The sequence below is a fragment of the Streptomyces sp. NPDC091209 genome, from assembly GCF_044757755.1.
Classification (GTDB): Bacteria; Actinomycetota; Actinomycetes; order Streptomycetales; family Streptomycetaceae; genus Streptomyces.
Genome location: NZ_JBIVVR010000006.1, coordinates 347416 through 371551, shown reverse-complemented (window position 1 = coordinate 371551; position 24136 = coordinate 347416). Strand labels below are relative to the sequence as shown.

Sequence of the window (24136 nt, the reverse complement as noted above, 5' to 3'; positions counted from 1 at the left end):
CCCCCGGCGACGGCGCCCCGTCCGGAAAGTCACGCCCCCATGCCCCGCTTTCTCATCCGCCGAGTCCTCGGCGCACTGGTCATCCTGCTGATCATCAGTGCCATCACCTTCGGCCTCTTCTACGCCATCCCGCGTGACCCGGCGATGATGTCCTGCGGCAAGAACTGCACGCCCGACATGCTCGCGCGGATCCGGCACAACCTGGGCATCGACCACCCGGTACCTGTGCAGTTCTGGTACTGGCTGAAGGGCGTATTCGTCGGGCGCGACTACCCCGGCTTCGGCAACTGCCCCGCCCCCTGTCTCGGCTACTCCTTCGCCAACCGCGAGCCCGTTCTCGGCACGATCCTGGACCGCCTGCCGACGACCCTCTCGCTCGCGCTCGGCGCGGCCATCGTCTTCCTGATCTTCGGTGTCGGCGCCGGCATGCTGGCCGCCCTCAAGCAGGGCAAGTTCCTGGACAAGTTCGCCAGCTCCGCCTCGCTGTTCGGTTCCTCGCTGCAGATCTACTTCGTGGGCTATGTCGCGATGTTCTTCCTGGTCTCCAAGCTGGGCCTGTTCGCGCAGCCGTCGTACACGCCCTTCACCGACGACCCGGTCGCCTGGTTCTCCGGTCTGCTGCTGCCCTGGCTGACGCTGGCGATCATCTTCACCGCCAACTACACCCGAATGACCCGCTCGCAGCTCGTCGAACAGCTCAGCGAGGACTACGTCCGCACCGCCCGAGCCAAGGGCCTGTCCCGTGCGAACGTCTTCTTCCGGTTCGCCTGGCGCGGCGCGATGGGCCCGATCGTCACGGTCTTCGGCATCGACCTGGGCACACTGATCGGTGGCGCCATCATCACCGAGTCGGTCTTCAGCCTCCAGGGCGTCGGTCGCCTCGCGGTGGACTCCGTCTACAAGAGCGACCTGCCCATGCTGCTCGGCGTCACCGTCCTGTCAGCCGGCGCGATCGTGATCTTCAACATCATCGTCGACGCCGTCTACGCCCTCATCGACCCGCGGATCCGGCTCGCCTGACCCCCGGCGCCCCGCCGCCGTCCACCCGCCGACCCGCAAGCTACCCCTCGCATCACCCCCAGGAGCGTCCCCGTGACGAGCACCGATCAGCAGCCCTTCCTGTCCGTCAGGGATCTGAAGGTCCACTTCTCCACCGAAGACGGCGTCGTCAAGGCCGTCGACGGTCTCACCTTCGACCTGGCCAAGGGCAAGACGCTCGGCATCGTGGGCGAGTCGGGCTCGGGCAAGTCCGTCACGAACCTGACGATCCTCGGCCTGCACGACCGCGACCGCACCGCCATCGACGGCGAGATCCTGCTCGACGGCAAGGAGCTGCTGACCGCCACCGAGCGGGAGCTGGAGAAGCTTCGCGGCAACAAGATGTCGATGATCTTCCAGGACGCGCTGGCCTCGCTGTCGCCGTACCACACCATCGGCAAGCAGATCGGCGAGACGTACCGCAAGCACACCGGCGCCTCCAAGAAGGAGGCCCGGACGCGGGCGATCGAGATGCTCCGGCGCGTCGGCATCCCGCAGCCGGACGTCCGGGTGGACGACTACCCGCACCAGTTCTCCGGCGGTATGCGCCAGCGCGCGATGATCGCGATGGCCCTGGTCTGCGACCCCGAGCTGCTGATCGCGGACGAACCGACCACCGCGCTCGACGTGACCGTGCAGGCCCAGATCATGGACCTGCTCAAGGACCTCCAGCAGGAGTTCGGCACGGCGATCATCTTCATCACCCACGACCTCGGTGTCATCGCCGACATCGCGGACGACGTCCTGGTGATGTACGGCGGCCGGTGCGTCGAGCGGGGCACCAAGAAGGAGGTGCTGCGCGCGCCGCAGCACCCGTACACCTGGGGCCTGCTGGGCTCGATGCCGAGTCTGGACGGACCGGTCGACGTGCCGCTGACCCCGATCCCCGGCTCACCGCCCTCCCTCCTCAACCCGCCGACCGGCTGCCGCTTCCACCCGCGGTGCACCTTCACGGAGAAGATCGTGGGCGGTCTCTGCGCGAGCGAGCAGCCGCTCCTGGAGATCACCGACGGGCGCGGTGCCGCCTGCCACCTCACGGCGGACCAGCGCCGCGACTTCTTCGCCGACTACGCCGCGACGCGGTCGCACTGACGTAACTGAGACGGGACTTCACGATCATGAGCAACACGAACCCCCTCCTGGACGTCACCGGACTGACCAAGCACTTCCCGGTGATGGGCGGCTTCCCCTTCAAGCGGAAGATCGGCGCGGTCCAGGCCGTGGACGGTCTCGACTTCCAGGTCGCCGAGGGCGAGAGCCTCGGCCTGGTCGGCGAGTCCGGCTGTGGCAAGTCGACGACGGGCCGGCTGATCACGCGTCTGCTCGAACCCACCGGCGGCAAGATCAGCTACCGCGGCCAGGACATCACCCACGCGGGCCGCAAGCAGCTGGCGCCGATCCGGTCCGAGATCCAGATGATCTTCCAGGACCCGTACGCCTCGCTGAACCCGCGGCAGACGGTCGGCAAGATCATCTCGGGCCCGATGGAGATCAACGGGATCACCCCGCCCGGCGGCCACGAGAAGCGCGTCCGTGAACTGTTGGAGACGGTCGGTCTCAACCCGGAGCACTACAACCGCTTCCCGCACGAATTCTCCGGCGGTCAGCGGCAGCGCATCGGTGTGGCCCGGGCGCTGGCGCTCTCGCCGAAGCTGATCGTGGCGGACGAGCCGGTCTCGGCGCTCGACGTCTCCATCCAGGCGCAGGTCGTGAACCTGCTCCAGGAACTCCAGCGGGACCTGGGCATCGCGTTCCTGTTCATCGCCCACGACCTCGCGATCGTGCGGCACTTCTCGCAGCGCGTCGCGGTCATGTACCTCGGCAAGATCGTCGAGATCGCCAACCGCGAGGACCTGTACGAGAACCCGCGCCACCCGTACACGCGGGCGCTGATGTCCGCCGTTCCCGAGGCGACCGCGGACGACGTCCCGGCCCGCGAGCGCATCCTGCTCACGGGTGACGTGCCCTCCCCGCTGAACCCGCCGTCGGGCTGCCGCTTCCGCACCCGCTGCTGGAAGGCGACGGAGAAGTGCGCCACCGAGGCTCCGCCGCTGGTGCAGCTCTCGGGCAGCAGCGACGGTCACCTGACGGCGTGCCACTACCCGGAGACGAAGGAGACCATTCCGGCCCAGCGTCTCTCCAAGGACCCCGAGGCGGCGGTCTGACACACCCCTTTCCGTCAGCCGCCCCCTTCAGGAACCGACTTTCCCGGCCCATTGACCCGAGCCCATGAACGCCGGTTCCAGGGGAACGAAGGCCCGCACCGTCTCGGTGCGGGCCTTCTCTCGTGGAGCGGCGCAGTCCTCCCCCTCTCGGCGACGGGCCCTAGCCCATCTCCAACGGCCCGCGTTCCATGCAGAATTCATTGCCCTCCGGGTCCGCGAGGAGGACCCAGCCGCTGCCGTCGGGGCGGATGTGGTCCGCGACTCGGCGGGCACCGAGGGACAGGGCGTGTTCGACCTCCTCGTCGCGGGTACGGCCGTGCGGGGTCAGGTCGAGGTGGACGCGGTTCTTGACCGTCTTGTCCTCGGGGACCCGCACGAACAGGAGGGTCGGGCCCCCGGCCGGGTCCTCGATCACCGCTTCCGGGTCACCGGGCTTGTCGTCGTCGTGCAGCGGCCGGCCGAGCAGCCGGCTCCAGAACAGCCCGACATCGTACGGATCGCCGGCGCAGTCGAAGGTGATCGTGCGGATGGTGGGGTGCGACAACGGAGCCTCTGCCATGGTCAGTCTCCCGTCCGGCCGTCGGCCAGTTCGCGCAGGATGTCGAGGTGGCCGTTGTGGCGGGCCGTCTCCTCCACGAGGTGGAGGACGATCCATCGGAGGTCGACCCGGGTGCCGTCGCGGCCCGGCCGCTCGGCCTTGGCGTCGAGGTCGCGCCCGGCCACCAACGTGCGGTAGCGGGCGCTCTGTTCGTCGTACTCGTCGAGGAGCCGCGGCAGCGGGAAGTCGACGGCGATCCGCATCTCGCGGTCGGGGTCCTCGTCCGTCCAGGGCCCGTTGTCCTCCTCGCCCAGGAAGACCACCTGGAACCAGTAGTACTCGACCCAGCGGAGATGGTTGACGAGCCCGCTGAGGGTCATCAGCGGGGAGCCCGGCAGCGGGGCCTTGCGGGCGTCCTCCGCGGACACGCCCTCGCATTTGGCGCGGACGGTGGCGCGGGCGTAGTCGAGGAAGGTGGCCAGCTGGGTGCGCTCGTCCCAGGCGGGGGGCATGTCCGTACGTGGCTGTGAAGTCATCGGGGTGAAGCATCCCGGTCGGGCCGATCGATGTCGAACTATTTAGAAGCGGCCGAGAAGCGACAGACATCGACCAAAGGGCCCACACGCAGGGCGAGTTGTCCCCGTCCGGCGACCACGGGCACACTGTCGCGTCATGCCCTTCCACCTGCGCGGAACCGTGCTGCCCGACGGTGTCGTACGCGACCTCTGGACGGTCGGCGACCGGATCACCTTCCAGCGCCCCTCCGTCCCGGCGGACACCGTCGCCGACGGCGGATTCCTGCTGCCCGGCCTCGTGGACGTACACACGCACCCGGGTACCGCCGGGGACGACACGGACTTCGATCCGGAGGTCTTCGCCGAACAGATCGCCGCGCACCGGGACGCGGGGGTCGCGGCCCTGCGCTTTCCGGGGCTGCTGGGTGAGATCCCCGACGAGCTGCGGGAGGCCCCCGGCTCGCCCCGCATGATCACGGCGGGACGCTGGCTGGCCTGGGCGGGGCTGTCCCGCAGCGCCGGTTTCCACACGGTGACCGACGACCTGGTCGCCGTGGCGGTGGCCGAGGCGAAGGCCCATGACGGGTGGTGCAAGCTCCTGGGCGACTGGGACTTCGAGGCGCCGCCGGTGCCGTACGAGCTGCTGCGCGCGGTGGTCGACGGCGTGCACGCGGCGGGTGGCCGGGTCGCTGCGCACTGCCAGTCCGCGGCGGGGGTGCTGGGCGCGGCGCGCGCCGGGGTCGACTCGATCGAGCACGGCATGGGGATGCCTCAGGAGTGCGTGGAGTTGATGGCCGGGCACGGCAGCGCGTACGTCCCGACGCTCACCGCCTTCGCGCGCAGCGCCACCCGGATCAAGGACAACGCCCGGGGCCGGCTCTGGCGCGCGGGGCACCGCACGATGATCCGCCGGGTCCGGGAGGCGTACGACGCCGGTGTCACCGTCCTCGCGGGCACGGACTCGGCACCCCACGGCAACGTCGCCGTCGAGGTCGGGCACCTCGTCGAGGCCGGGCTGCCCGCCGAGGCCGCGGTCGGCGCGGCCAGTTGGACCGCCCGTGCCTTCCTGGGTCTGCCCCTGCTGGCCGAGGGCGCCCTGGCCGACGTCACCGTCTACGACACGGACCCCCGCCGCGAACCGGACGTCCTGCGGCACCCGCGCCGCATCGTGCTGCGCGGCCGGATCATCCGCTGACCTCCTCCCCCTCCCCATCGTCCTCGCCTTCGTCCACTCCCCCGTGCTCCCTGACCACGAGTTCGGCCTCGAAGCCGTCGGTGTTCTCCAGGTAGGCGGCCCGGTGTCCGGAGCCGCCCGCGTAGGGATGACGGTCCGGGAACAGGAGCGTCCAGCCGTACGCGGGTGCCTCCTCGACGAGCGTGTCGAGTTCGGCGCGGCTCGTGACGTGGAAGGCGAGGTGGTTGAGCCCCGGGCGCAGCCGGTCGTGGTGGTCCGCGGTCAGGGCGGGCGACTGCTCGAACACGAGGTAGGTCTCCCCCAGCCGCCAGCTCCGGCCGTCCGGCCAGTCCTGGTACGGCGCGTACCCGAGGCGCTCCAGCAGCCAGCCCCAGGAGCGTACGGCCCGCCCCAGGTCCGGCACCCACAGTTCGACGTGATGCAGCATCTCGTCCCGATTCTCGCGAGCGATGTCGGAGCCTGTGTCCCCGGCTCCCGGTCGGCCCGTTCAACCTGCCACTGTTTTGGCCCACTTGCTCACCCGATCCTTTCCGATCAGTGGTTTCGGATGGCCGCGCGGGCTGAGAGACTGCTGCGATGGCTGATCGTTCGTTCAGTGACGTCTCGCTCGCCGCCCTGTACGACACGTTGAATCCATGGGGCCCGAGCGACGACTTCTACCTGGACCTGGTGATGTCCGCGCGGTCCGTGCTCGATGTCGGATGCGGGACGGGACGGCTGTTGGCGCGGGCCCGGGAGTCCGGTCACGAGGGGCGGTTGTGCGGGCTCGATCCCGCCGCGGCCATGCTGGTGCAGGCGCGTCGGCAGGCCGGTGTCGAGTGGGTGCTCGGGGATCTCGGATCGGTGCGCTGGGAAAGGGAGTTCGACCTCGTCGTGATGACGGGGCACGCGTTTCAGGTGCTCGTCGGCGACGAGGAGGTGCGCTCCGCGCTGGCCTCGGTGCGGCAGGCTCTCGGCGACGGCGGGCGGTTCGTCTTCGAGACCCGCAATCCCGCCGTCCGGGCGTGGGAGACCTGGCGGCCCGAGCGGGCGCGCGAGGTGAGCGACGAGCACGGGGACGCCGTACGGGTCCGGCACGAGGTCGAGACGCCGGTGCTCGGGGACCGCGTGACGTTCAGCGAGACGTTCGAGCACGCGCACTGGGAACGGCCGAAGGTGAGTCGCAGCACCCTGCGGTTCCTTGAGGCGGACGCGCTCGGGGAGTTCCTCGGCGAGGCCGGACTCGTCGTGCACGAGCAGTACGGCGACTGGGGGCGGGAGCCCGTCTCCGCCACGGCCCCCGAGATCATCACGGTCGCCGGGCCGGCCTGACCCGAGCGAGCGCGCCCGCGCGAAGGTGACGGACCCGGCCACCGGAGGTGGCGGACCACGCCGAAAGGAGCAGCCCCGTAGAGCGGGCAGGCGACCAGGGAACACGGGCACAAACCCTGCGGGCGGCCGTCGGCGAGAGACCCCGGAGGCGAACCCGCACGGCGGCAGCCCGCCACGAGCCCCGGAGACAGCGCCCGCACGGCGGCGGCCGGCAGGGCCCCCTGGGCCGAGCCCGCGGCGGCACCCCGCCTCACCAAGAGACACGGGCCCGCGCGGCGGCACCCCACCTCTCCCAAAGGACATGGGGGCCCGCTGCCGTCGCGCGGGCCCCCATGTCCGACAGGTCGCCTACAGGCCCTCCGACGCGTCCTCCAGGGCCACCAGTGCCGGGTCCAGCACGATGTCCTCGTCGCGGCCCTCGGTGGTCGGGTCCTCCGGGAAGTGGCAGGCCGTCAGGTGGCCGTCGTGGTTGCCGGAGATCCGGACCAGCGGCGGCTCCTCCTGGGCGCACTTGTCCTGCGCCTTCCAGCAGCGGGTGCGGAAGCGGCAGCCGGAGGGCGGGGAGATGGGTGACGGCACGTCGCCCGCGAGCCGGATCCGCTCCCGCCGGACCTTGCCCGACTCGTTCAGCTCGACCTCGGGGACCGCGGAGAGCAGGGCGTGGGTGTACGGGTGCCGGGGCCGGGTGTAGATCGACTCCCGGTCGCCGACCTCGATCACCTTGCCGAGGTACATGACCGCGACACGCTGCGAGAAGTGCCGTACGACCGCCAGGTCGTGGGCGATGAAGAGGAACGCGATGCCCAGTTCTTTCTGCACCTCCTGGAGGAGGTTGACGACCTGCGCCTGGATGGAGACGTCCAGGGCGGAGACCGGCTCGTCCGCGACGATCAGCTTCGGCTCCGACGCCAGTGCGCGGGCCACGCCGATGCGCTGGCGCTGACCGCCGGAGAACTCGTGCGGGAAGCGGTTGTAGTGCTCGGGGCTCAGTCCGACGATCTCCAGCAGTTCGCGGACCCGCTTCTCCCGGCCCCCTGCCGGGGCGATCCCGTTGATCTCCATCGGAGCCGAGATGATCTTGCCGACCGTCTGCCGCGGATTCAGCGAGGAGTACGGGTCCTGGAAGATCATCTGGATCTCGGAGCGGACCGGCTTGAGCTGCTTGCGGCTGGCGTGGCTGATGTCCTGACCGCGGTACGAGATCGTGCCGCCGGTCGGTTCCAGGAGGCGGGTGATCAGGCGTCCGGTCGTCGACTTGCCGCAGCCCGACTCCCCCACCAGGCCGAAGCTCTCGCCCACGTGCACCGTCAGGTCGATGCCGTCCACGGCCTGCACCGCGCCGATGGTGCGCCGGATCGGGAAGCCGCCCTTGACCGGGAAGTGCTTGACCAGATTCTCGACCACCAGCAACGGTTCGGCGGAGCTGTCGCCGGTGGCCGCGCGCGGGGCGGGCAGCGTGGCATCACCGGTCATGGTGTCACCCGTCGTGACATCCTTCGCGACGTCTTCCTTCATCGGGATTCCTCCGTGGATGCCCCGGCCTTCGGGCCGGGGTGGGAGTACCTCCCGCTTGCGGGGGAGAAACGTACTCCTGCAGGGCAGGTCAGGGGAAAGGGATTCGCCGGGGCGGATCGTTGATCATCACCACCAGTCCGCAGGCAGTCACAATCTGTTGTAGTGGTTTGTGAACCATGACCACTCACGTGAAGCGGGCGTTCAAGTTCCGCTTCTATCCGACGGATGCGCAGGCGGCAGAGCTGTCGCGGACATTCGGATGTGTGCGGAAGGTCTACAACCTGGCTCTCGAGGCCCGTACCGTCGCGTGGTACCAGCGGCGGGAGAGGGCCAACTACAACGCGACCTCGGCGATGCTCACCACGTGGAAGAAGACCGAAGAGCTCGCCTACCTGTCCGAAGTGTCCTCGGTGCCGTTGCAGCAGTGTCTGCGGCATCTGCAAGGGGCGTTCACCGGTTTCTTCGAGGGACGGGCGAAGTACCCGCGGTTCAAGTCGCGCAAGAAGTCCCGCCGTTCGGCGGAGTACACCAGCTCGGCGTTCCGCTACCGCGACGGCAGGCTCGCGCTCGCCAAGATGCGCGAGCCGCTGGACATCGTGTGGTCCCGGCCGCTCCCCGACGGCACACAGCCGTCCACGGTGACCGTGTCCCAGGACGCGGCCGGACGCTGGTTCGTGTCGCTGCTCTGCGACGACACGATCACCCAGGCACCGGCCACCACGCACGCGGTCGGGATCGACGCGGGGATCACCTCCCTGGTAACCCTGTCCACAGGCGAGAAGATCACCAACCCCCGGCACGAACGCCGTGACCGCGGTCGTCTCGCGAAGGCTCAGCGGGAGCTGTCCCGCAAGGCCGAGGGTGACGGCGCGAACCGGGCCAAGGCGTGCCGCAAGGTCGCCAGAATCCACGCCCGGATCGCCGACCGGCGCCGCGACCACCTGCACAAGCTCTCGTCTCGACTCGTCCGTGAGAACCAAACGGTCGTGATCGAGGACCTGACCGTCCGCAGCATGGTCAAGAACGGCAGGCTCGCCCGGGCCATTTCGGATGCGGCCTGGTGTGAGCTGCGGATGATGCTGGAGTACAAGTGCGCCTGGTACGGGCGCGACCTCGTCGTGGTCGACCGCTGGTTCCCCTCCAGCAAGCTGTGCGGGGCCTGCGGCACGATCCGGGCGAAGCTGCCGCTGAACGTCCGCGAGTGGACCTGCGACTGCGGCGTGGTGCAGGACCGCGACGGGAATGCGGCGAAGAACGTTCTCGCGGCCGGGCTGGCCGTGTCTGCCTGTGGAGACGGTGTAAGACCTCAACGGGAGTCCTCCCGGACGGGGCGGTCGTCGATGAAGCAGGAACCCCAGCGGGCGACCGCTGGAATCCCCCGCCCTTAGGCGAGGGAGGATGCCAAGGCGCTGTTCTCCCTACCGCAGCCGGGGCTTGATCTGCTCGACGAAAATGGACTGCTTCTGCTCGGCCGTGAGGTGACACGCGCCTCCCCGGCCCGCCGGCAGCAACGGGAGTTCGTCCACGCACCGCGCGCCCCCGACCTCGCCCTGGAAGGTGCAGCGCGGGTGGAACCGGCAGCCCGACGGCGGCCTCAGCAGGGAGGGCGGCGCGCCGGGGATGGGGGCCAGCGGCGTATCGAGGTCCGAGTCCAGCCGTGGCATCGAGTTCAGCAGGCCCCAGGTGTAGGGATGCTGGGGTGAGCGGAGCACCTCGTTCACCGTGCCGCGTTCCACCGCCCCGCCCGCGTACATCACCATGATGTCGTCGGCCATGTCCGCGATCACGCCCAGGTCGTGGGTGATGAAGATGATCGCCGAGCCGAACTCCTGCTGGAGGTCCTTCAGGAGGTCGAGGATCTGGGCCTGCACGGTGACGTCGAGTGCGGTGGTCGGTTCGTCCGCGATCAGCAGGTCGGGGTCGCAGACCAGTGCCATCGCGATCATCGCGCGCTGGCGCATACCGCCGGAGAACTGGTGCGGGTAGTCCTTCGCCCGCTCCTTGGGGTTGGGGATGCCGACCTTGCCGAGCATCTCCACCGCCCGGTCCCAGGCGGCCTTCTTCGAGGCCCCGGTGTGCTTCCAGAACGGCTCTGCGATCTGCCGGCCCACCGTGTAGTACGGGGAGAGCGCCGTCAGCGGGTCCTGGAAGATCATCGCGGCCTTGTTGCCGCGCACCTTCTCCAGCTCCCGCTCCCGGGCCGTGATCAGCTCCTGGCCGTCGAGCACGATCTCGCCCTCGATGGTCGTGAACATCGGGTTGTGCAGGCCGAGGATGGTCAGGTTGGTCACCGACTTGCCGGAGCCCGACTCCCCCACGATGCCGAGGGTCTTGCCCCGTTCGAGGTCGAAGGAGAGCCCGTCGACGGCTTTGACGACGCCGTCCTCGGTCTTGAACCGGACGTACAGGTCGCGCACCGACAGGAAGGCACCCGAGTCCGCCGGGGCACCGGCGCCCGATTCCTTGGTCAGAGTGGTCACGGATTGCTCCTAGGACAGCCGCACGCGCGGGTCGATGAAGGCGTAGCAGGCATCCACGATGATGTTGAACAGCAGGATCATGGCGGCGGAGAAGAGCATCACGCCCAGCAGCAGCGGAAGATCGCTGAAGAAGACGGCCTGTACGGCGAGTTGACCGAGGCCCGGGAGTCCGAACGTGTACTCGGTGATGATCGCGCCGCCCAGCAGCGAGCCGAGGTCGATGCCGAAGATGGTGACGATGGGGATCAGGGAACCGCGCCAGGCGTAGCGGAAGAAGACGTACTTGCGCGACATGCCCTTCGCTCGCGCGGTGCGGACGTGTTCCTCCTGGAGCTGCTCGATCATCGACGAGCGCGCCATACGCGTGTACTGCGAGGCGAAGATCGTGGACAGGATCACCCACGGGATGATCAGCCCGGTGAACCAGCTACCCGGGTTCGCGGTGAAGTCGTTGTAGGCGGGCTTGTCGAAGAGGTGGCTCTGGTAGACAAGGGCGGCCAGCGCCAGCGGGCCGAGGAAGTAGATCTGCATCGAGCTGAGGACCATCGCCCCGGCCGTCACCGTCTTGTCCAGGATCGTGCCCCGCTTCCAGGCGGAGAGCATGCCCGTGCCGAGGCCGACGATCAGGAAGAAGACGGCGGCACCCAGCGTCAGTGAGACGGTGGTGGGCAGCCGGTCCATCAGCGTGCCCCAGACCTGCTCGTTCGTGTGGTACGAGTACCCGAAGCAGGGGGCGGGGCACGGACCTTGGTCGAAGCCGTTGCTGCCCAGCACGAGGTTGTGCAGGAAGATCCCGTACTGCTCCGGAATCGACTTGTCGAGGCCGAGCACGTGGTGGATGTTCGCGAGGTTGGCGGGCGTGCATGTCTTGCCGCACATCAGCAACCCCGGGTCCCTCGGCATCCCGAAGAACAGCAAGAACGCGACGATACTCAGCAGGAAGAGAATGACGACGGCGCCGAGTGAGCGGCGAATGAGGAAGCGCAGCATGGCAGGGGCAGCTCTCAGACGTCAGCGGGGCCCAGCGGGGCCCGGCGCGTCCGCCTCGCTGGCGGCGAGCGCACCGGGCCCCGTCAGAGCGACGGTTACTTGACGAACAGGCGACGCGGGTCGACGCCACCGATCACGTCGTCGTAGACCATGCCGCCGACCTTGGTTCCGGCGATCTGGGTCTGCTTGTAGTAGCCGGTCGGGACCTCGTTGACGACGTCCTTGACCAGGTACTGGTCGACCTTCTCCCACTCGGCCGCGGCCTTGACCGGGTCGGTGATCTTGTTGATGCGGTCGATGTCCGCGTTCACCTTGGGGTCGTTGACCTGCGAGTAGTTCTGCGCGCCGTCGGCGATCGCGCGGCCGTCGTACAGCGGCGGGATCACGGTCGAGGCGGACGGCCAGTCGGCACCCCACGCGGTGTGGAAGATGTCGTAGTTGTTGTCCAGCTTGCTGACCTGGTCGTAATAGGTCTCGGCCGGGATCTCCTGGCGCTGGACGTTGAAGCCGGCCTTCTGCAGGCCCGCCGCCATGGCGGTGGAGTACTGCTGGCCCTCGGGGGTGTTGATGTAGCCGAAGGTCAGCTTCATGCCCACCTTGCCGGCCTTCTTCAGCAGGGCCTTGGCCTTGACGGGGTCACCGGCCGGCTTCTTCTTCTTGCCGAACGGGTCGAAGGACGCGTCGTAGCCGCTGACGGTCGGGCTGATGAGGCCGCCGGCGACCTCCATCGCGTCGGTGCCGCCGTAGGCACGCACGAACGGCGTGATCGGCAGGGCGTAGGCGATGGCCTCGCGGATCGTCTTGTCCTTGAGGGCCGGGTGGCTCAGGTTGATGTTCATCTGGCCGACGTAGGGCTGGAAGCCCGAGACCGTACGGGCCTTCATCTTCGGGTCGGCGAGGACCTTGGAGAGGTTGCCCGCGTCGACCTGGTTGTTGAAGCTGATGCCGGCCTGGTCGGCGCCGGTGTCCGCCAGCAGCGTCTTGGTGGACGTCTCGTACTGCTGGTTGAACGTGATGTTGAACTGGTCCACGTACTGGTGACGGATCGGGTCGGTCTTCGGGTCCCAGTTGGTGTTCTTCACGAGGACCATCGACTTGCCGGACTTGAACGACTGGATCTTGTACGGGCCGGTCGTCACGGGTGCCCGGTCGTACTTCGTCTTGGTGTCACCCTTCGCGGACACCACCGCGTAGCCCGCCATGGCGAGGGCGTACGGCAGGTCGGGGTGCGGTGTCTTGAACTTGAAGACGATGGTCTTGGCGTCCGGCGTCTGAAGGATGCTGTCCGGCAGGTGCTTGCCCTTGTAGGGGCCGTCCTTCAGCAGCTTGCGGTAGTCGGCGCCGGGGGTGTTGGCGAGCCACTGCTGGAGGTAGGGCGGGCCCTGGTTGATGAAGGGGGCGAAGAGACGCTCGACGGTCTGGCGGACGTCCGTGGACGTGATCGCCGTACCGTCCTCGAACTTGATGCCGTCCTTGAGCGTGTACTTCCAGGTCTTGCCGCCGTCCGTCGTGGTGCCGGAGTCGGTGGCGAGGTCGCCGACGATCTCGTGCTTGGAGCCGTCGTCGCTCGTGGCCTTGTATCCGGTGAGACCGCGGTGGATCAGCGTGGCGAGGGAGCCCTCGTCGGAGACGTAGATCTGGCCCGGGTCCAGGTGCGCGTAGCTGTCACGCTGGAGGACCTCCATCGTGCCGCCGCTCTTCGCGCCGGGGACCTCGGCCGCGGGGCCGGTGGAGTCCGCGGCGGTGCCGAACTTGATCGACGCCTGCTGGCGCTTCGCGTTCTCCTTGTCCTTGCTGTCGTTCCCCTTGTCGCTGCCGCCCTTGCTGCAACCGGTGAGCACGAGAGCTCCCGCCGCGAGCACGGAGATCGCGGCGTATGCGTGGCGTCCGCCCCTACTCATCACTCAGATTCCTACCCATCTGTGTATCACCGGTGCGAACAAGTGCACCTGCTTGCCGGTGAGTTGCGGTCTTCGAACCAGTGAAGTGCCGTTGATGTGCTGTGGAAGTGCCGTTCGAAAGCGGGGCGAGGCGCCCACAACTCTGTGGTCAGCGAGCCGTCTTGGGATCGAAGGCGTCCCTGACCGAATCCCCGAGCAGGTTGAACGCGACGACGAAAATGATCATCGAGACACCCGGGAAGAACATGTAGGTGATGTCGTTCTGCAGGACGAGTTCCGTCGAGGCCTTGGAGAACATCTGCCCCCAGTCGGGCGTCGGTTCGACGATCCCGACGCCGAGGAAGGACAGGCCCGCCTCGATCGTCACGAAGTTGGGGAGCAGGTAGGTGGCCTGCACGAGGAGCGGTGTCACCACGTTGGGCAGCACTTCCTTGCGGATGATCCGCCAGGGGGACGCCCCGCTCACCCTGGCCGCTTCGATGAACTCCCGCTCGCGCAGGGCGAGCGCCGTTCCCCGCAGGATGCGGGCGAGACTCATCCAGCCGAGGGCCCATTGGACGGCGATCAGCGCGAGCACGCGCACATAGGTCGGTGTCTCGTCCCGCGGGCTCACGAAGAGCGAGACCACCACGGGCATGCTCGCGATGAAGAAGAGCTGCGAGGGGAAGGCCAGCAGGAAGTCGATGACGCGGCTGATGCCGTAGTCGACCTTGCCGCCGATGTAGCCGGCGGTGACTCCCAGCAGGATGCCGGTGAGCACGACCGTGATGGTCACCGCCACGGAGATCATCAGCGAGGTCCGGATGCCGAAGATCAGCTTGGTGAAGACGTCGTAGCCGTTGCCGGGCTCCAGGCCGAACCAGAAGTCGCTGCTGATACCGCCGTTGGGCTGGAGCGGCACGCCGGCGCTGTCGAAGAGTTCCGGTCGTTCGTCCGCGTACACCGTGTACGGATTCTTGCCGTACAGCTTGGCGATCAGCGGTGCGGCCAGCCCGACCAGGAAGAAGAACCCCACGACGTAGGCGGAGATGACCCCCGAGCGGTCCCGTTTGAAGCGGAGCCACATCAACTGCCCGGGAGACCGGCCGACGAGCTCCCCGCCCTCGGGTTTCGCGGTCGCCACCTGCCCGCCGTGCACGACGACCGGTTCCGCGCCGTCCTCAGTCTCGATAGGACTCGTCACAATTCGCCCATTCCGCAAGTGTGGGTGTGCCGTACTCGACAGCGCCGGTCCGCCGGAGCGGAGGAGGCTGTGCCGAGTCGGCGGCCGTCACCTGGCGTGCCCGGCCACCGTTCGGTTCAGAAGAGACGTCAGTTACCCGGCAGTCGCCCGGAAACCCCAGCGGGACGCGCGTAGTTGAAACCACGATGCGGTCCGTCTGGCCGGGCTTCGGCGCCGGCCTCGGCGTCAGTACGCGCGGGCACGGACCCGGACTCGGAACTCCGCGCCGTCGTCGCGGACCGCGGGGGACGATGTGACCCACATGGTGCTGATGACACCGCACATGGGTACCTCCTCATGACTCAACCAGTGCACGGACAGGAGGGGTTGATTGACCTCCGACACCCCTGACGGAGGATCAAGCACCCCACTGTGCTCGTGAGTCGGCGCTGTCCCCACAGCGCATGACCCATTGACCCGAGCGTTACGCGGCTAACTATCTGACATGAGCCAGATAACCGACCACAGCCTTTAGGTCTCGGTTCCATCACAGCTGGCGCGTACATCTTCCAAAATCTGGACAAAATGATCTGCCGGAGAAGCCCCCGAAACGGACGTGTTACATGCGTATCGGTCGGGGCGTACCGCATTTCGGACACGAGAGGGCGGAAAACGGGTGGCAAAAAGCCCGGGCACCCCACTCAGGGGGCACCCGGGCTCAGACTGCCGGTGGATCAGCCGTGCTTGGCGTGGATCAGCCGTGCTTGGCTTGGCGTGGATCAGCCGTGCTTGGCGCGGCTGGCGCTGCGACCGCGCTCCTTCTGGTCGAGAACGAGCTTGCGGATGCGAACGGATTCCGGGGTCACCTCGACGCACTCGTCGTCGCGGCAGAACTCCAGCGACTGCTCCAGGGAGAGCTTGCGCGGCGGGACGATCGCCTCGAACGAGTCGGCGGCGGCCGAACGCATGTTGGTGAGCTTCTTCTCCTTGGTGATGTTCACGTCCATGTCGTCGGCGCGCGAGTTCTCGCCGACGATCATGCCCTCGTACACCTCGGTGCCGGGGTCGGTGAACAGCACACCGCGCTCCTGGAGGTTCGTCATCGCGAACGCGGTGACGGCGCCCGCGCGGTCGGCGACCAGCGAACCGTTGTTACGGGTCGTCAGGGTGCCGAACCACGGCTCGTGGCCCTCGTGGATGGAGTGGGCGATGCCCGTGCCGCGCGTACCGGTCAGGAACTCGGTCCGGAAGCCGATGAGGCCGCGGGACGGAACGACGAACTCCAGGCGGACCCAGCCGGAGCCGTGGTTCGACATGTTGTCCATGCGGCCCTTGCGGACACCCATGAGCTGCGTGACCGCCCCCATGTGCTCCTCGGGGACGTCGATCGTCATGCGCTCGACGGGCTCGTGCACCTTGCCGTCGATGACCTGGGTGACGACCTGCGGCTTGCCGATGGTCAGCTCGAAGCCCTCGCGGCGCATCTGCTCGACCAGGATGGCGAGCGCGAGCTCACCGCGGCCCTGGACCTCCCAGGCGTCCGGGCGCTCGGTGTCGAGCACGCGGAGGGAGACGTTGCCGACCAGCTCGCGGTCGAGGCGGTCCTTGACCTGGCGGGCGGTGACCTTGCGGTCCTTGTCCTTGACCGCGGCCTTGGCGTCCGCGCCCTTGCCCGTGCCACCACGGCCGACCAGCGGCGAGGTGTTCGTGCCGATGGTCATGGAGATCGCCGGCTCGTCGACCGTGATCAGCGGCAGCGCGATCGGGTTCTCCGGGTCGGCCAGGGTCTCGCCGATCATGATGTCCGGGATACCGGCGACGGCGCAGATGTCACCGGGGCCGGCCACCTCGGCGGGCTTGCGGGTGAGCGCCTCGGTCATCAGCAGCTCGGTGATACGCACGTTGGACATCGTGCCGTCGCGCTTGATCCACGTGACGGTCTGGCCCTTGCGCAGCTCACCCTGCTCGACACGGAGCAGCGCGATGCGGCCGAGGAAGTTGTCGGCGTCCAGGTTGGTCACGTGGGCCTGGAGCGGCGCGGACTCGTCGAAGGACGGGGCCGGAACGGACTCCAGGATCGTGGTGAAGAACGGCTCCAGGCTGTCGCTGTCGGCCGGGACGGTGCCGTCCTCCGGCTTGGTCAGCGAGGCCACGCCGTCACGCGCACACGCGTAGACGATCGGGAACTCGATCTGCTCCTCGTCGGCGTCCAGGTCCAGGAAGAGGTCGTAGGTCTCGTTGACGACCTCGTCGATCCGGGAGTCCGGGCGGTCGGTCTTGTTGATGCACAGGATGACCGGCAGACGCTGCTGCAGCGCCTTGCGCAGCACGAAGCGGGTCTGCGGCAGCGGGCCCTCGGAGGCGTCGACGAGCAGGACGACCGCGTCCACCATCGACAGACCGCGCTCGACCTCACCACCGAAGTCGGCGTGGCCGGGGGTGTCGATGATGTTGATCGTGATGACGTCGCCGCCATCCTTCGGGTGGTACTTGACCGCCGTGTTCTTCGCCAGGATCGTGATGCCCTTCTCACGTTCCAGGTCGTTCGAGTCCATCATGCGGTCGTCGAGCGACTCGGCGGCGTGCGCGGCGAAGGCACCGGCCTGCTTGAGCATGGCGTCGACCAAGGTGGTCTTGCCGTGGTCGACGTGGGCGACGATGGCGACGTTGCGGATGTCGTGGCGCGTGGCCATATTGAGGCGCTTCTCCCGGAGTGAGTGGACGGCCTCCGCAGCGCGGGGCCTGCCGGGCTGAACACGCCACGGCCTTACCCCATGGTACGTGGCCTGAACAGAGGCGGCCTCCGCAGGGCGGCGGGGGGCCCGGCCGGACGGGCCCGTCACTGTGCGGGCCCCGGCCGTTCACCAGCAGATCACCCGCTCTTCGACGGGCTCGCGGAGGGGTGTGCGCCCTTCTTCAGGAAGCCCATGTCCTCGTACACCGGGGTCTGGAATCCGAAGGCTCCGGCGTTCGCCAGACCGATGCGGGCGGCGGCGAGCTGGGGGCGCTGGTAGAGGGGGATGGAGCCGGCGGCGGCCCAGATGCGGGCGTCCGCCTTGCGGACCAGGGAAAGCTCCTCGTCCTCGTTCAGGGTGGAGAGCGCCTGATCGAACAGTTGATCGACCTGGTCGGTGCCGACGCGGGTGTAGTTCTGCTCGACGCTCAGCGAGCCGTCGGCCGCCGGAACGGGCTTGGCGTAGATCGGGCGGGCGTCGGTGGCCGGGAAGGCGGAGGCGGGCCACGAGTAGAGCGCCAGGTCGTACTGGCCCGAGGCGATGTGGTCCTTGAAGTAGCTGTCGTCGGGGACCTTCGAGATGTCCGTACGGACACCGATGCGCTGGAGCATCCGCGCGATCCGGTCGGCGACGGCACGCAAGGACTCCGAGCCCGCCCCCGAGGGCACGACGAAGCGGAGCGTCAGCGGCTTGCCGTCCTTGGCGAGGACATTGGACGCGGCACCCGCCGGAGCGGCCGTCCCCTTGGGCGCGGCCGATCCCTTGGGCGCGTACGCCCCCGGAAGCCCGCCCTGCTCGGCGTAACGCCGGCCGTCCAGGTGCCGGGCGGCCTGCTCGTCGGCGTGCGCGCCCGGCCTGACGCCTGCGGCCTGCTCCTGCTTCCCGGTGTGGTCCTTGGGGTCCTGGGCCGGTTCCCGGTACACCCCGGACGGCTTGTTGTCCCCGCCGTCGACGTACGTCCCGCCGTCACCCGGCCTGTCGTCCTCGCCCGCGTTCCCCTTCTTGCCTTTGGACCCGGCCGCCTTCTCCGTCTTCTTCTGCTCCGTGATCGGCCCGCCGGGCACCCACCCGGCGTCCGCGAGCAGTGCCCGCGCCTCGGCGGCGTCCTGGTCGCCGAGGGCGCCGCTGTTGTCGGCGTACGCCGCCTGGCCAGCCAGGGCGAGATGGCTGCCGACCGGCTCGGCGGGCAGGCCGAGCGGCTGGAGGACGATGCGGGCGAGTTCCTTGCGGTCCAGGGCGCGGGCGACCGCGCGGCGGACGCGCTCGTCGGCGAGGGGGCCCTCGGAGCCGTTGAGGGCGAGCTGGGTGTAGGCGGGTTCGAGGGACTTGCGGACCACGAAACCGCTCAGCGCCGACTGCACGGAAGCCTCCTTCCCCGCCCTGGCCTCGCTTCCCTTCGCACCCGCCTCGCCCTTCCTGCTCCCGTCACCCTGCTCGCCGTCGTCGCTCTTCTCGGCGCTGTCACTCTTGTCGCTCTTGTCGCTCTTGTCGCTCTCGGCCCGCTCGGACCCCTTGGCGCCCTTGGCGCCCTTGCCGTCCGCGGCGTGTTTCCCGTCCTCCTCCGCGGACGTGTCCTTCTCGCCCTTCTTCTCGGGCGTGGCCTTCTCGCTCTTGTCTCCGGACGTGTCCTTCTCGTTCTTCGCGCCGGCCGTGTGCCGTTCGTTCGTCGCGGAGGCCCCCTGCAACGGGGCGCCGTCCTTGTTCCGGGCGGCGAGGGTGACGCGCTCGGCCTCGACGGGGTCGATGTCGGCCAGGTCGAGCTTGTCCTCGGCCAGGGCCTCGGCCCGCTTGTCACGGGCGACGGCCACCAGGTCGATCTCGTCGAGCTTGCTGGGGTGCCCCCACCAGCGCGCGTTGCGGGTGAGGCTGACCTCGCCGGCCTTGCGGTCGACCGTCTTCAGCGCGAAGGGCCCCGCGGTGACCTTGAGCTTGCGCCGCGCGCCGTCGTTGAAGGAGTCCGCGGTCCCCATGACGTCCTTGGGGTACAGCGGCGAGAACAGCGCCTTCCAGTCGGCGTAGGGCCGACTGAAGGTGACGCGCACCTCCAGGTTGTTCTTGCCCCGCTCGATCTTCTCGATACGGTCGTAGCCGGCGTTGCGGGCCGTCCAGTACGCGGAGTCCTTGCCGGACAGGGCGCGCCACTGGGCGGCGAAGTCGGCGGCGCCGATCTCGCGTCCGTCGCTCCACACGGCCTGCTGGTTGAGCTTGTACAGCACGACCTGCTTGGGCGACGTGCCCACGACCTTCGCCGACTCCAGATAGTCGGAGTCGATCTGCGGCCGCCCTTTCGCGTCCAGCCGGTACATCGACGGCAGTACGGCACCGGCGACCCGGGAGGTCGCCGCGTCGGCGTCCGCCTGGAACGCGTTCAGCGTCTCCGGTACGGCGTCCACGGCCCAGCGCAGGGTGCCGCCGTCGGCGACCAGGTCACGGGACGCGGGCGCGATGTCCTGCACGACCGCGGGTCCGTCCGCCTCTGTGTCCGCACTGCACGCGGCGAGGGCGGGTACCGCGAGCACGCCCGCGGTGAGGAACGCGGCCGAGCGCAACACCGCGCGCAGTCCGACGCCTTCGTGGGACATCACTGCAACCTCCGGGGGACGCTCCGCTGTAGGGGGCAGGTCTGCTTCTGATCCCGTTTGGCGGTATATGGAGCTGATCTGATCTACGGGCTAACTGAAGAGCAGTGCGGCAGTGCGTGGGCGCCGACACGGCGGCGGGCGTACGGAACCCCACTCGTGCGGCGCAATCCGGGCCCGCACCGCGCGGCGGTGCGGCCCCCACCACGGACCCGGGCCCGCCATGGCGCCCGCGGGGGCCCTGGCGGGCATGGGGACCGAGGCACGCCCACCGGGGGCGGCGGGACGGAGGCACGCCCGCCGAGGGCCGTAGAGCCGAGGCGCGCCCACCGAGGGCGGCGGGACCGAGGCACGCCCACCGAGCGCGGTGGAACCGAGGCACGCCCACCGAGCGCGGTGGAACCGAGGCACGCCCGCGAGACCCGCGGGGGCCCGCGCCGGGCCTGCCCATGGCGAGCGGGGGCGAGCGGGGGCGAGTGGTCCGCCGGCGCCGTGGCGCCGGCACGGCGAAGGGCCCGCCGCGGGATTCCTCGTTCCCGGGCACCCGGGGACGCGTCTCCTCGTACCGTCCCGGGCGCCCGGGACGGTACGAGGCGGCCGGGAACTTCCCTGTGCGCCGGTCGGATTCGACCGGCGCACAGGGAAAACCACCGGCGCGCACCCTTCGTTCTGGAGCGTGTCGGTCTTCAATCCGTGCACACGCCTTCACACGGGTGCGGGTGACGCGCAACACTCGCAGGCGCATGAACGTTGCCGCCTGGGGCCACAGGGCCCGCGGAAGTGAGGGCAAGTCATGTCCGTGCACGACGACCTGACGTCAGTCCAGCGCAGCCTCGACGATCTGCAGCGGTCGGTGCGGCGCCTGGAACAGCAGATGGGCCCCGGCCTGGAGATGCGCCGCGTGCGCGCCGACGCCGACCACCTGCGCGAGAGCGTCGCGCTGCTGCGCGATGCCACCGGCCCCGCCCCCCGGCTCTCCACCGGGCCCGGACCGGCGGTGACCGCGTCCGGTCGGCTGCCCGACCTGGTGCCCGTCCCCGACACCCCGTACGACAGCTCCTTGTGGACCGATTCCGACGACGAGGGGCTCGGCGCCCATCACGGTCCCACCCACTGAGCGCCGCGCCCTCGACACCGGCGCGCCCCCGAACCCGACCGGAGTGCGAAGTTGGCCACTGGTACGGAACCAAATCTGAACAGCGGCGGTGTACGAACCGGTACGCGCGCCGCGATCGCCGCCCCGCATCTGCGGACCGACCGCTGGTGGCTGGCGCCCGCCGCCACCGCGGCAGGGTTGCTGGCCTTCGTCGTGTACTCGACCTGGCGGGCCTTCTCGGACGCGCACTACTACGCGGCGCCGTACGTCTCGCCGTTCTACTCGCCCTGTCTGGCCGAGCGGTGCGGGACCATGCACGCGGGACCGAACGCGGACCTGTTCGGGAGCTGGTGGGCGATCTCCCCCGCGATCATCATCCTGATCTTCCCGCTCGGCTTCCGGCTGACCTGCTACTACTACCGCAAGGCCTACTACCGTGGCTTCTGGGCGAGTCCGCCGGCCTGCGCGGTCGCCGAGCCGCACAAGAAGTACACCGGCGAGACCCGCTTCCCGCTGATCCTGCAGAACATCCACCGGTACTTCTTCTACGCGGCCCTCGTCGTCGCGGGCATCCTGACGTACGACACCGTGCTGTCCTTCCGCGACGAGCACTACGCCTGGGGCCACATGGGCCTCGGCACGCTGGTGTTCCTGGTCAACATCACGCTGATCTGGGCGTACACCCTCTCCTGCCACTCCTGCCGGCACATCGTCGGCGGGAAGCTCAAACACTTCTCCAAGCACCCCGTGCGCTACCGGATGTGGCAGTGGGTCGGGAAGCTGAACGCCCGTCACATGCTGCTGGCCTGGGCGTCGTTGGTGAGCGTGGCGCTCGCCGACTTCTATGTGTACCTGGTCGCTTCCGGCGCCTTCGACGATCCGCGCTTCTTCTGACATGAGTGGGGCCTTCTGATGTCCGTGGTCGACCGACAGGAGTGGGACGTCGTCGTGGTCGGTGCCGGTGGCGCCGGACTGCGTGCCGCGATCGAGGCACGCGAGCGCGGCGCCCGTACGGCGGTGATCTGCAAGTCGCTGTTCGGCAAGGCACACACGGTGATGGCCGAGGGCGGCATCGCGGCCGCCATGGGCAATGTGAACTCCGGCGACAACCGGCAGGTCCACTTCCGCGACACCATGCGCGGCGGCAAGTTCCTCAACCAGTGGCGGATGGCCGAGCTGCACGCCGCCGAAGCCCCGGACCGCGTATGGGAGTTGGAGACCTGGGGGGCGCTCTTCGACCGTACCGAGGACGGGCGGATCTCGCAGCGCAACTTCGGCGGCCACGAGTATCCGCGCCTCGCCCACGTCGGCGACCGCACCGGACTCGAACTGATCCGCACGCTCCAGCAGAAGATCGTGTCCCTCCAGCAGGAGGACATGAAGGAGACCGGCGACTACGAATCGCGTCTGAAGGTCTATCAGGAGTGCACCGTCACCCGGATCCTGAAGGACGGGGAGCGCGTCTCCGGGACCTTCTGCTACGAGCGCGAGTCGGGCCGTTTCTTCGTCCTCGAAGCACCCTCCGTCGTGATCGCCACCGGCGGCATCGGCAAGTCCTTCAAGGTGACGTCCAACTCGTGGGAGTACACCGGCGACGGGCACGCGCTGGCGCTGCTGGCCGGGGCACCGCTGCTGAACATGGAGTTCGTCCAGTTCCATCCGACGGGCATGGTCTGGCCGCCGTCGGTCAAGGGCATCCTCGTCACCGAGTCGGTGCGCGGCGACGGCGGAGTGCTCCGCAACTCCGACGGCAAGCGGTTCATGTTCGACTACATCCCCGATGTCTTCAAGGAGAAGTACGCGCAGTCGGAGGAGGAGGGCGACCGCTGGTACGAGGACCCGGACCACAACCGGCGCCCACCGGAGCTGCTGCCGCGCGACGAGGTCGCGCGGGCGATCAACTCCGAGGTGAAGGCGGGCCGCGGCTCCCCGCACGGCGGCGTCTTCCTCGACGTCTCGACCCGGATGCCCGCCGAGGTGATCAAGCGCCGGCTCCCGTCCATGTACCACCAGTTCAAGGAGCTGGCCGACGTCGACATCACGGCGGAGGCCATGGAGGTCGGGCCCACCTGTCACTACGTGATGGGCGGTATCGCGGTCGACTCGGACACGGCCGCGGCCCGCGGGGTACCCGGTCTGTTCGCGGCCGGTGAGGTCGCGGGCGGTATGCACGGCTCCAACCGGCTGGGCGGCAACTCGCTCTCCGACCTGCTGGTGTTCGGGCGGCGGGCCGGGTGGCACGCGGCGGAGTACGCGGCCGGCCTCACCGGGGACGGCGGCACCCGCCCGGCGCTGGACGACGCCCAGATCGACGCGGCCGCCGCGGAGGCGCTGCGGCCCTTCTCGGCCGAGGGACCGGAATCCGTCCCCGCCGCGTCGGCGGACGGCAGCCCGGCCCCCGGTGCGCGCCCGCCGGAGAACCCGTACACCCTGCACCAGGAACTCCAGCAGACCATGAACGACCTGGTGGGCATCATCCGCCGCGAGGCCGAGATGGAGCGGGCCCTGGAGAAACTCGCCGAACTGCGGGTCCGGGCGCGCCGGGCCGGGGTGGAGGGCCACCGGCAGTTCAACCCGGGCTGGCACCTCTCCCTGGACCTGCGCAACATGCTCCTGGTCAGCGAGTGCGTGGCACGAGCGGCGCTGGAGCGCACCGAGTCGCGCGGCGGGCACACCCGCGAGGACCACCCGGCGATGGAGCGCTCCTGGCGCCGGATCAACCTCCTGTGCCGGCTCACCGACCCCACGGGCGGGCTGGCCGCCACCGACCCGGTGGCCGGACAGATCGACCTGGTGAACGAGACCACCCAGCCCATCCGCCCCGACCTGCTCGCCCTCTTCGAGAAGGAGGAGCTGGTCAAGTACCTCGCCGAAGAGGAGCTGTACGAGTGAGCAGGGAGCAGCAGCGGTACGAGG

Annotated in this window: 19 protein-coding genes; 9 read left to right on the top strand and 10 right to left on the bottom strand. The window is 69.1% G+C overall.

Going from position 1 to position 24136, the window contains the following annotated elements; translation table 11 throughout:
* Positions 1–39 precede the first annotated feature (39 nt).
* From ACIQRL_RS19910 to ACIQRL_RS19900, 3 genes are all read left to right on the top strand, one after another.
* A complete protein-coding gene (locus ACIQRL_RS19910; RefSeq protein WP_401332938.1) occupies positions 40–1020 on the top strand; it encodes an ABC transporter permease in 981 nt (326 codons plus the stop codon).
* Between the two features lie 72 nt (positions 1021–1092).
* The gene (locus ACIQRL_RS19905) at positions 1093–2130 is read left to right on the top strand and encodes an ABC transporter ATP-binding protein (RefSeq protein ID WP_401332936.1); all 1038 of its coding nucleotides are present in this window, start codon (positions 1093–1095) and stop codon (positions 2128–2130) included.
* Between the two features lie 26 nt (positions 2131–2156).
* Complete coding sequence (locus tag ACIQRL_RS19900; RefSeq protein ID WP_401332935.1) at positions 2157–3203, top strand: ABC transporter ATP-binding protein; 1047 nt, start codon at positions 2157–2159, stop codon at positions 3201–3203.
* 160 nt (positions 3204–3363) lie between these two features.
* On the opposite strand, the gene ACIQRL_RS19895 is transcribed toward ACIQRL_RS19900, so the two are convergent.
* Together ACIQRL_RS19895 and ACIQRL_RS19890 are read right to left on the bottom strand one after the other, a co-directional pair.
* Positions 3364–3762, bottom strand: a complete 399-nt coding sequence (locus ACIQRL_RS19895) for a VOC family protein (protein WP_401332934.1) — start codon at positions 3760–3762, stop codon at positions 3364–3366.
* A 2-nt stretch (positions 3763–3764) separates the two neighbouring features.
* Positions 3765–4277: a DinB family protein gene (locus ACIQRL_RS19890; protein WP_401332933.1), complete on the bottom strand. Its 513-nt coding sequence runs from the start codon at positions 4275–4277 to the stop codon at positions 3765–3767.
* A gap of 136 nt (positions 4278–4413) precedes the next feature.
* Between ACIQRL_RS19890 and ACIQRL_RS19885 the strand changes: the two genes are divergently transcribed.
* A complete protein-coding gene (locus ACIQRL_RS19885) occupies positions 4414–5451 on the top strand; it encodes an amidohydrolase family protein (RefSeq protein ID WP_401332931.1) in 1038 nt (345 codons plus the stop codon).
* Here ACIQRL_RS19885 and ACIQRL_RS19880 read toward each other — a convergent pair.
* On the bottom strand, positions 5441–5878 hold the full coding sequence (locus ACIQRL_RS19880) for a VOC family protein (RefSeq protein WP_401332929.1): 438 nt from the start codon (positions 5876–5878) through the stop codon (positions 5441–5443). The two genes, ACIQRL_RS19885 and ACIQRL_RS19880, sit on opposite strands and share 11 nt — an antisense overlap.
* Before the next feature lie 149 nt (positions 5879–6027).
* Between ACIQRL_RS19880 and ACIQRL_RS19875 the strand changes: the two genes are divergently transcribed.
* Positions 6028–6762: a class I SAM-dependent methyltransferase gene (locus tag ACIQRL_RS19875; protein ID WP_401332927.1), complete on the top strand. Its 735-nt coding sequence runs from the start codon at positions 6028–6030 to the stop codon at positions 6760–6762.
* A gap of 348 nt (positions 6763–7110) precedes the next feature.
* On the opposite strand, the gene ACIQRL_RS19870 is transcribed toward ACIQRL_RS19875, so the two are convergent.
* On the bottom strand, positions 7111–8235 hold the full coding sequence (locus ACIQRL_RS19870) for an ABC transporter ATP-binding protein (protein ID WP_401333384.1): 1125 nt from the start codon (positions 8233–8235) through the stop codon (positions 7111–7113).
* 218 nt (positions 8236–8453) lie between these two features.
* Here ACIQRL_RS19870 and ACIQRL_RS19865 point away from each other — a divergent pair, with 218 nt between their 5' ends.
* Positions 8454–9665: an RNA-guided endonuclease InsQ/TnpB family protein gene (locus ACIQRL_RS19865; RefSeq protein ID WP_401332925.1), complete on the top strand. Its 1212-nt coding sequence runs from the start codon at positions 8454–8456 to the stop codon at positions 9663–9665.
* A 30-nt stretch (positions 9666–9695) separates the two neighbouring features.
* Here ACIQRL_RS19865 and ACIQRL_RS19860 read toward each other — a convergent pair whose 3' ends face one another.
* From ACIQRL_RS19860 to ACIQRL_RS19835, 6 genes are all read right to left on the bottom strand, one after another.
* Complete coding sequence (locus ACIQRL_RS19860) at positions 9696–10757, bottom strand: ABC transporter ATP-binding protein (RefSeq protein ID WP_401332923.1); 1062 nt, start codon at positions 10755–10757, stop codon at positions 9696–9698.
* Positions 10758–10766: 9 nt separating this feature from the next.
* Complete coding sequence (locus ACIQRL_RS19855; protein WP_401332921.1) at positions 10767–11747, bottom strand: ABC transporter permease; 981 nt, start codon at positions 11745–11747, stop codon at positions 10767–10769.
* Positions 11748–11842: 95 nt separating this feature from the next.
* The gene (locus ACIQRL_RS19850; protein WP_401332919.1) at positions 11843–13648 is read right to left on the bottom strand and encodes an ABC transporter substrate-binding protein; all 1806 of its coding nucleotides are present in this window, start codon (positions 13646–13648) and stop codon (positions 11843–11845) included.
* A 148-nt stretch (positions 13649–13796) separates the two neighbouring features.
* Positions 13797–14831 (bottom strand): ABC transporter permease, encoded by a 1035-nt coding sequence (locus tag ACIQRL_RS19845; RefSeq protein WP_401332917.1) that lies wholly within the window; start codon positions 14829–14831, stop codon positions 13797–13799.
* Between the two features lie 758 nt (positions 14832–15589).
* Positions 15590–17503, bottom strand: a complete 1914-nt coding sequence (typA, locus tag ACIQRL_RS19840; RefSeq protein WP_328553651.1) for a translational GTPase TypA — start codon at positions 17501–17503, stop codon at positions 15590–15592.
* 179 nt (positions 17504–17682) lie between these two features.
* The gene (locus tag ACIQRL_RS19835) at positions 17683–20127 is read right to left on the bottom strand and encodes an ABC transporter substrate-binding protein (RefSeq protein ID WP_401332915.1); all 2445 of its coding nucleotides are present in this window, start codon (positions 20125–20127) and stop codon (positions 17683–17685) included.
* 790 nt (positions 20128–20917) lie between these two features.
* Here ACIQRL_RS19835 and ACIQRL_RS19830 point away from each other — a divergent pair.
* The 3 genes from ACIQRL_RS19830 to ACIQRL_RS19820 are packed head-to-tail and all read left to right on the top strand — an operon-like array spanning position 20918 to position 24112.
* The gene (locus ACIQRL_RS19830) at positions 20918–21241 is read left to right on the top strand and encodes a hypothetical protein (RefSeq protein ID WP_401332913.1); all 324 of its coding nucleotides are present in this window, start codon (positions 20918–20920) and stop codon (positions 21239–21241) included.
* 51 nt (positions 21242–21292) lie between these two features.
* On the top strand, positions 21293–22114 hold the full coding sequence (locus ACIQRL_RS19825; protein WP_401332911.1) for a hypothetical protein: 822 nt from the start codon (positions 21293–21295) through the stop codon (positions 22112–22114).
* A gap of 18 nt (positions 22115–22132) precedes the next feature.
* Complete coding sequence (locus ACIQRL_RS19820) at positions 22133–24112, top strand: fumarate reductase/succinate dehydrogenase flavoprotein subunit (RefSeq protein WP_401332909.1); 1980 nt, start codon at positions 22133–22135, stop codon at positions 24110–24112.
* Positions 24113–24136: the final 24 nt, after the last annotated feature.

What these genes read in the sequence shown, in the direction of transcription:
- typA (WP_328553651.1), bottom strand. Translation starts at nt 17,503, where the DNA reads ATGGCCACGCGCCACGACATCCGCAACGTCGCCATCGTCGCCCACGTC.
- ACIQRL_RS19835 (WP_401332915.1), bottom strand. Translation starts at nt 20,127, where the DNA reads ATGTCCCACGAAGGCGTCGGACTGCGCGCGGTGTTGCGCTCGGCCGCG.
- ACIQRL_RS19895 (WP_401332934.1), bottom strand. Translation starts at nt 3,762, where the DNA reads ATGGCAGAGGCTCCGTTGTCGCACCCCACCATCCGCACGATCACCTTC.
- ACIQRL_RS19850 (WP_401332919.1), bottom strand. Translation starts at nt 13,648, where the DNA reads ATGAGTAGGGGCGGACGCCACGCATACGCCGCGATCTCCGTGCTCGCG.
- ACIQRL_RS19855 (WP_401332921.1), bottom strand. Translation starts at nt 11,747, where the DNA reads ATGCTGCGCTTCCTCATTCGCCGCTCACTCGGCGCCGTCGTCATTCTC.
- ACIQRL_RS19910 (WP_401332938.1), top strand. Translation starts at nt 40, where the DNA reads ATGCCCCGCTTTCTCATCCGCCGAGTCCTCGGCGCACTGGTCATCCTG.
- ACIQRL_RS19875 (WP_401332927.1), top strand. Translation starts at nt 6,028, where the DNA reads ATGGCTGATCGTTCGTTCAGTGACGTCTCGCTCGCCGCCCTGTACGAC.
- ACIQRL_RS19900 (WP_401332935.1), top strand. Translation starts at nt 2,157, where the DNA reads ATGAGCAACACGAACCCCCTCCTGGACGTCACCGGACTGACCAAGCAC.
- ACIQRL_RS19885 (WP_401332931.1), top strand. Translation starts at nt 4,414, where the DNA reads ATGCCCTTCCACCTGCGCGGAACCGTGCTGCCCGACGGTGTCGTACGC.
- ACIQRL_RS19820 (WP_401332909.1), top strand. Translation starts at nt 22,133, where the DNA reads ATGTCCGTGGTCGACCGACAGGAGTGGGACGTCGTCGTGGTCGGTGCC.
- ACIQRL_RS19865 (WP_401332925.1), top strand. Translation starts at nt 8,454, where the DNA reads ATGACCACTCACGTGAAGCGGGCGTTCAAGTTCCGCTTCTATCCGACG.
- ACIQRL_RS19870 (WP_401333384.1), bottom strand. Translation starts at nt 8,235, where the DNA reads ATGACCGGTGATGCCACGCTGCCCGCCCCGCGCGCGGCCACCGGCGAC.
- ACIQRL_RS19830 (WP_401332913.1), top strand. Translation starts at nt 20,918, where the DNA reads ATGTCCGTGCACGACGACCTGACGTCAGTCCAGCGCAGCCTCGACGAT.
- ACIQRL_RS19890 (WP_401332933.1), bottom strand. Translation starts at nt 4,277, where the DNA reads ATGACTTCACAGCCACGTACGGACATGCCCCCCGCCTGGGACGAGCGC.
- ACIQRL_RS19880 (WP_401332929.1), bottom strand. Translation starts at nt 5,878, where the DNA reads ATGCTGCATCACGTCGAACTGTGGGTGCCGGACCTGGGGCGGGCCGTA.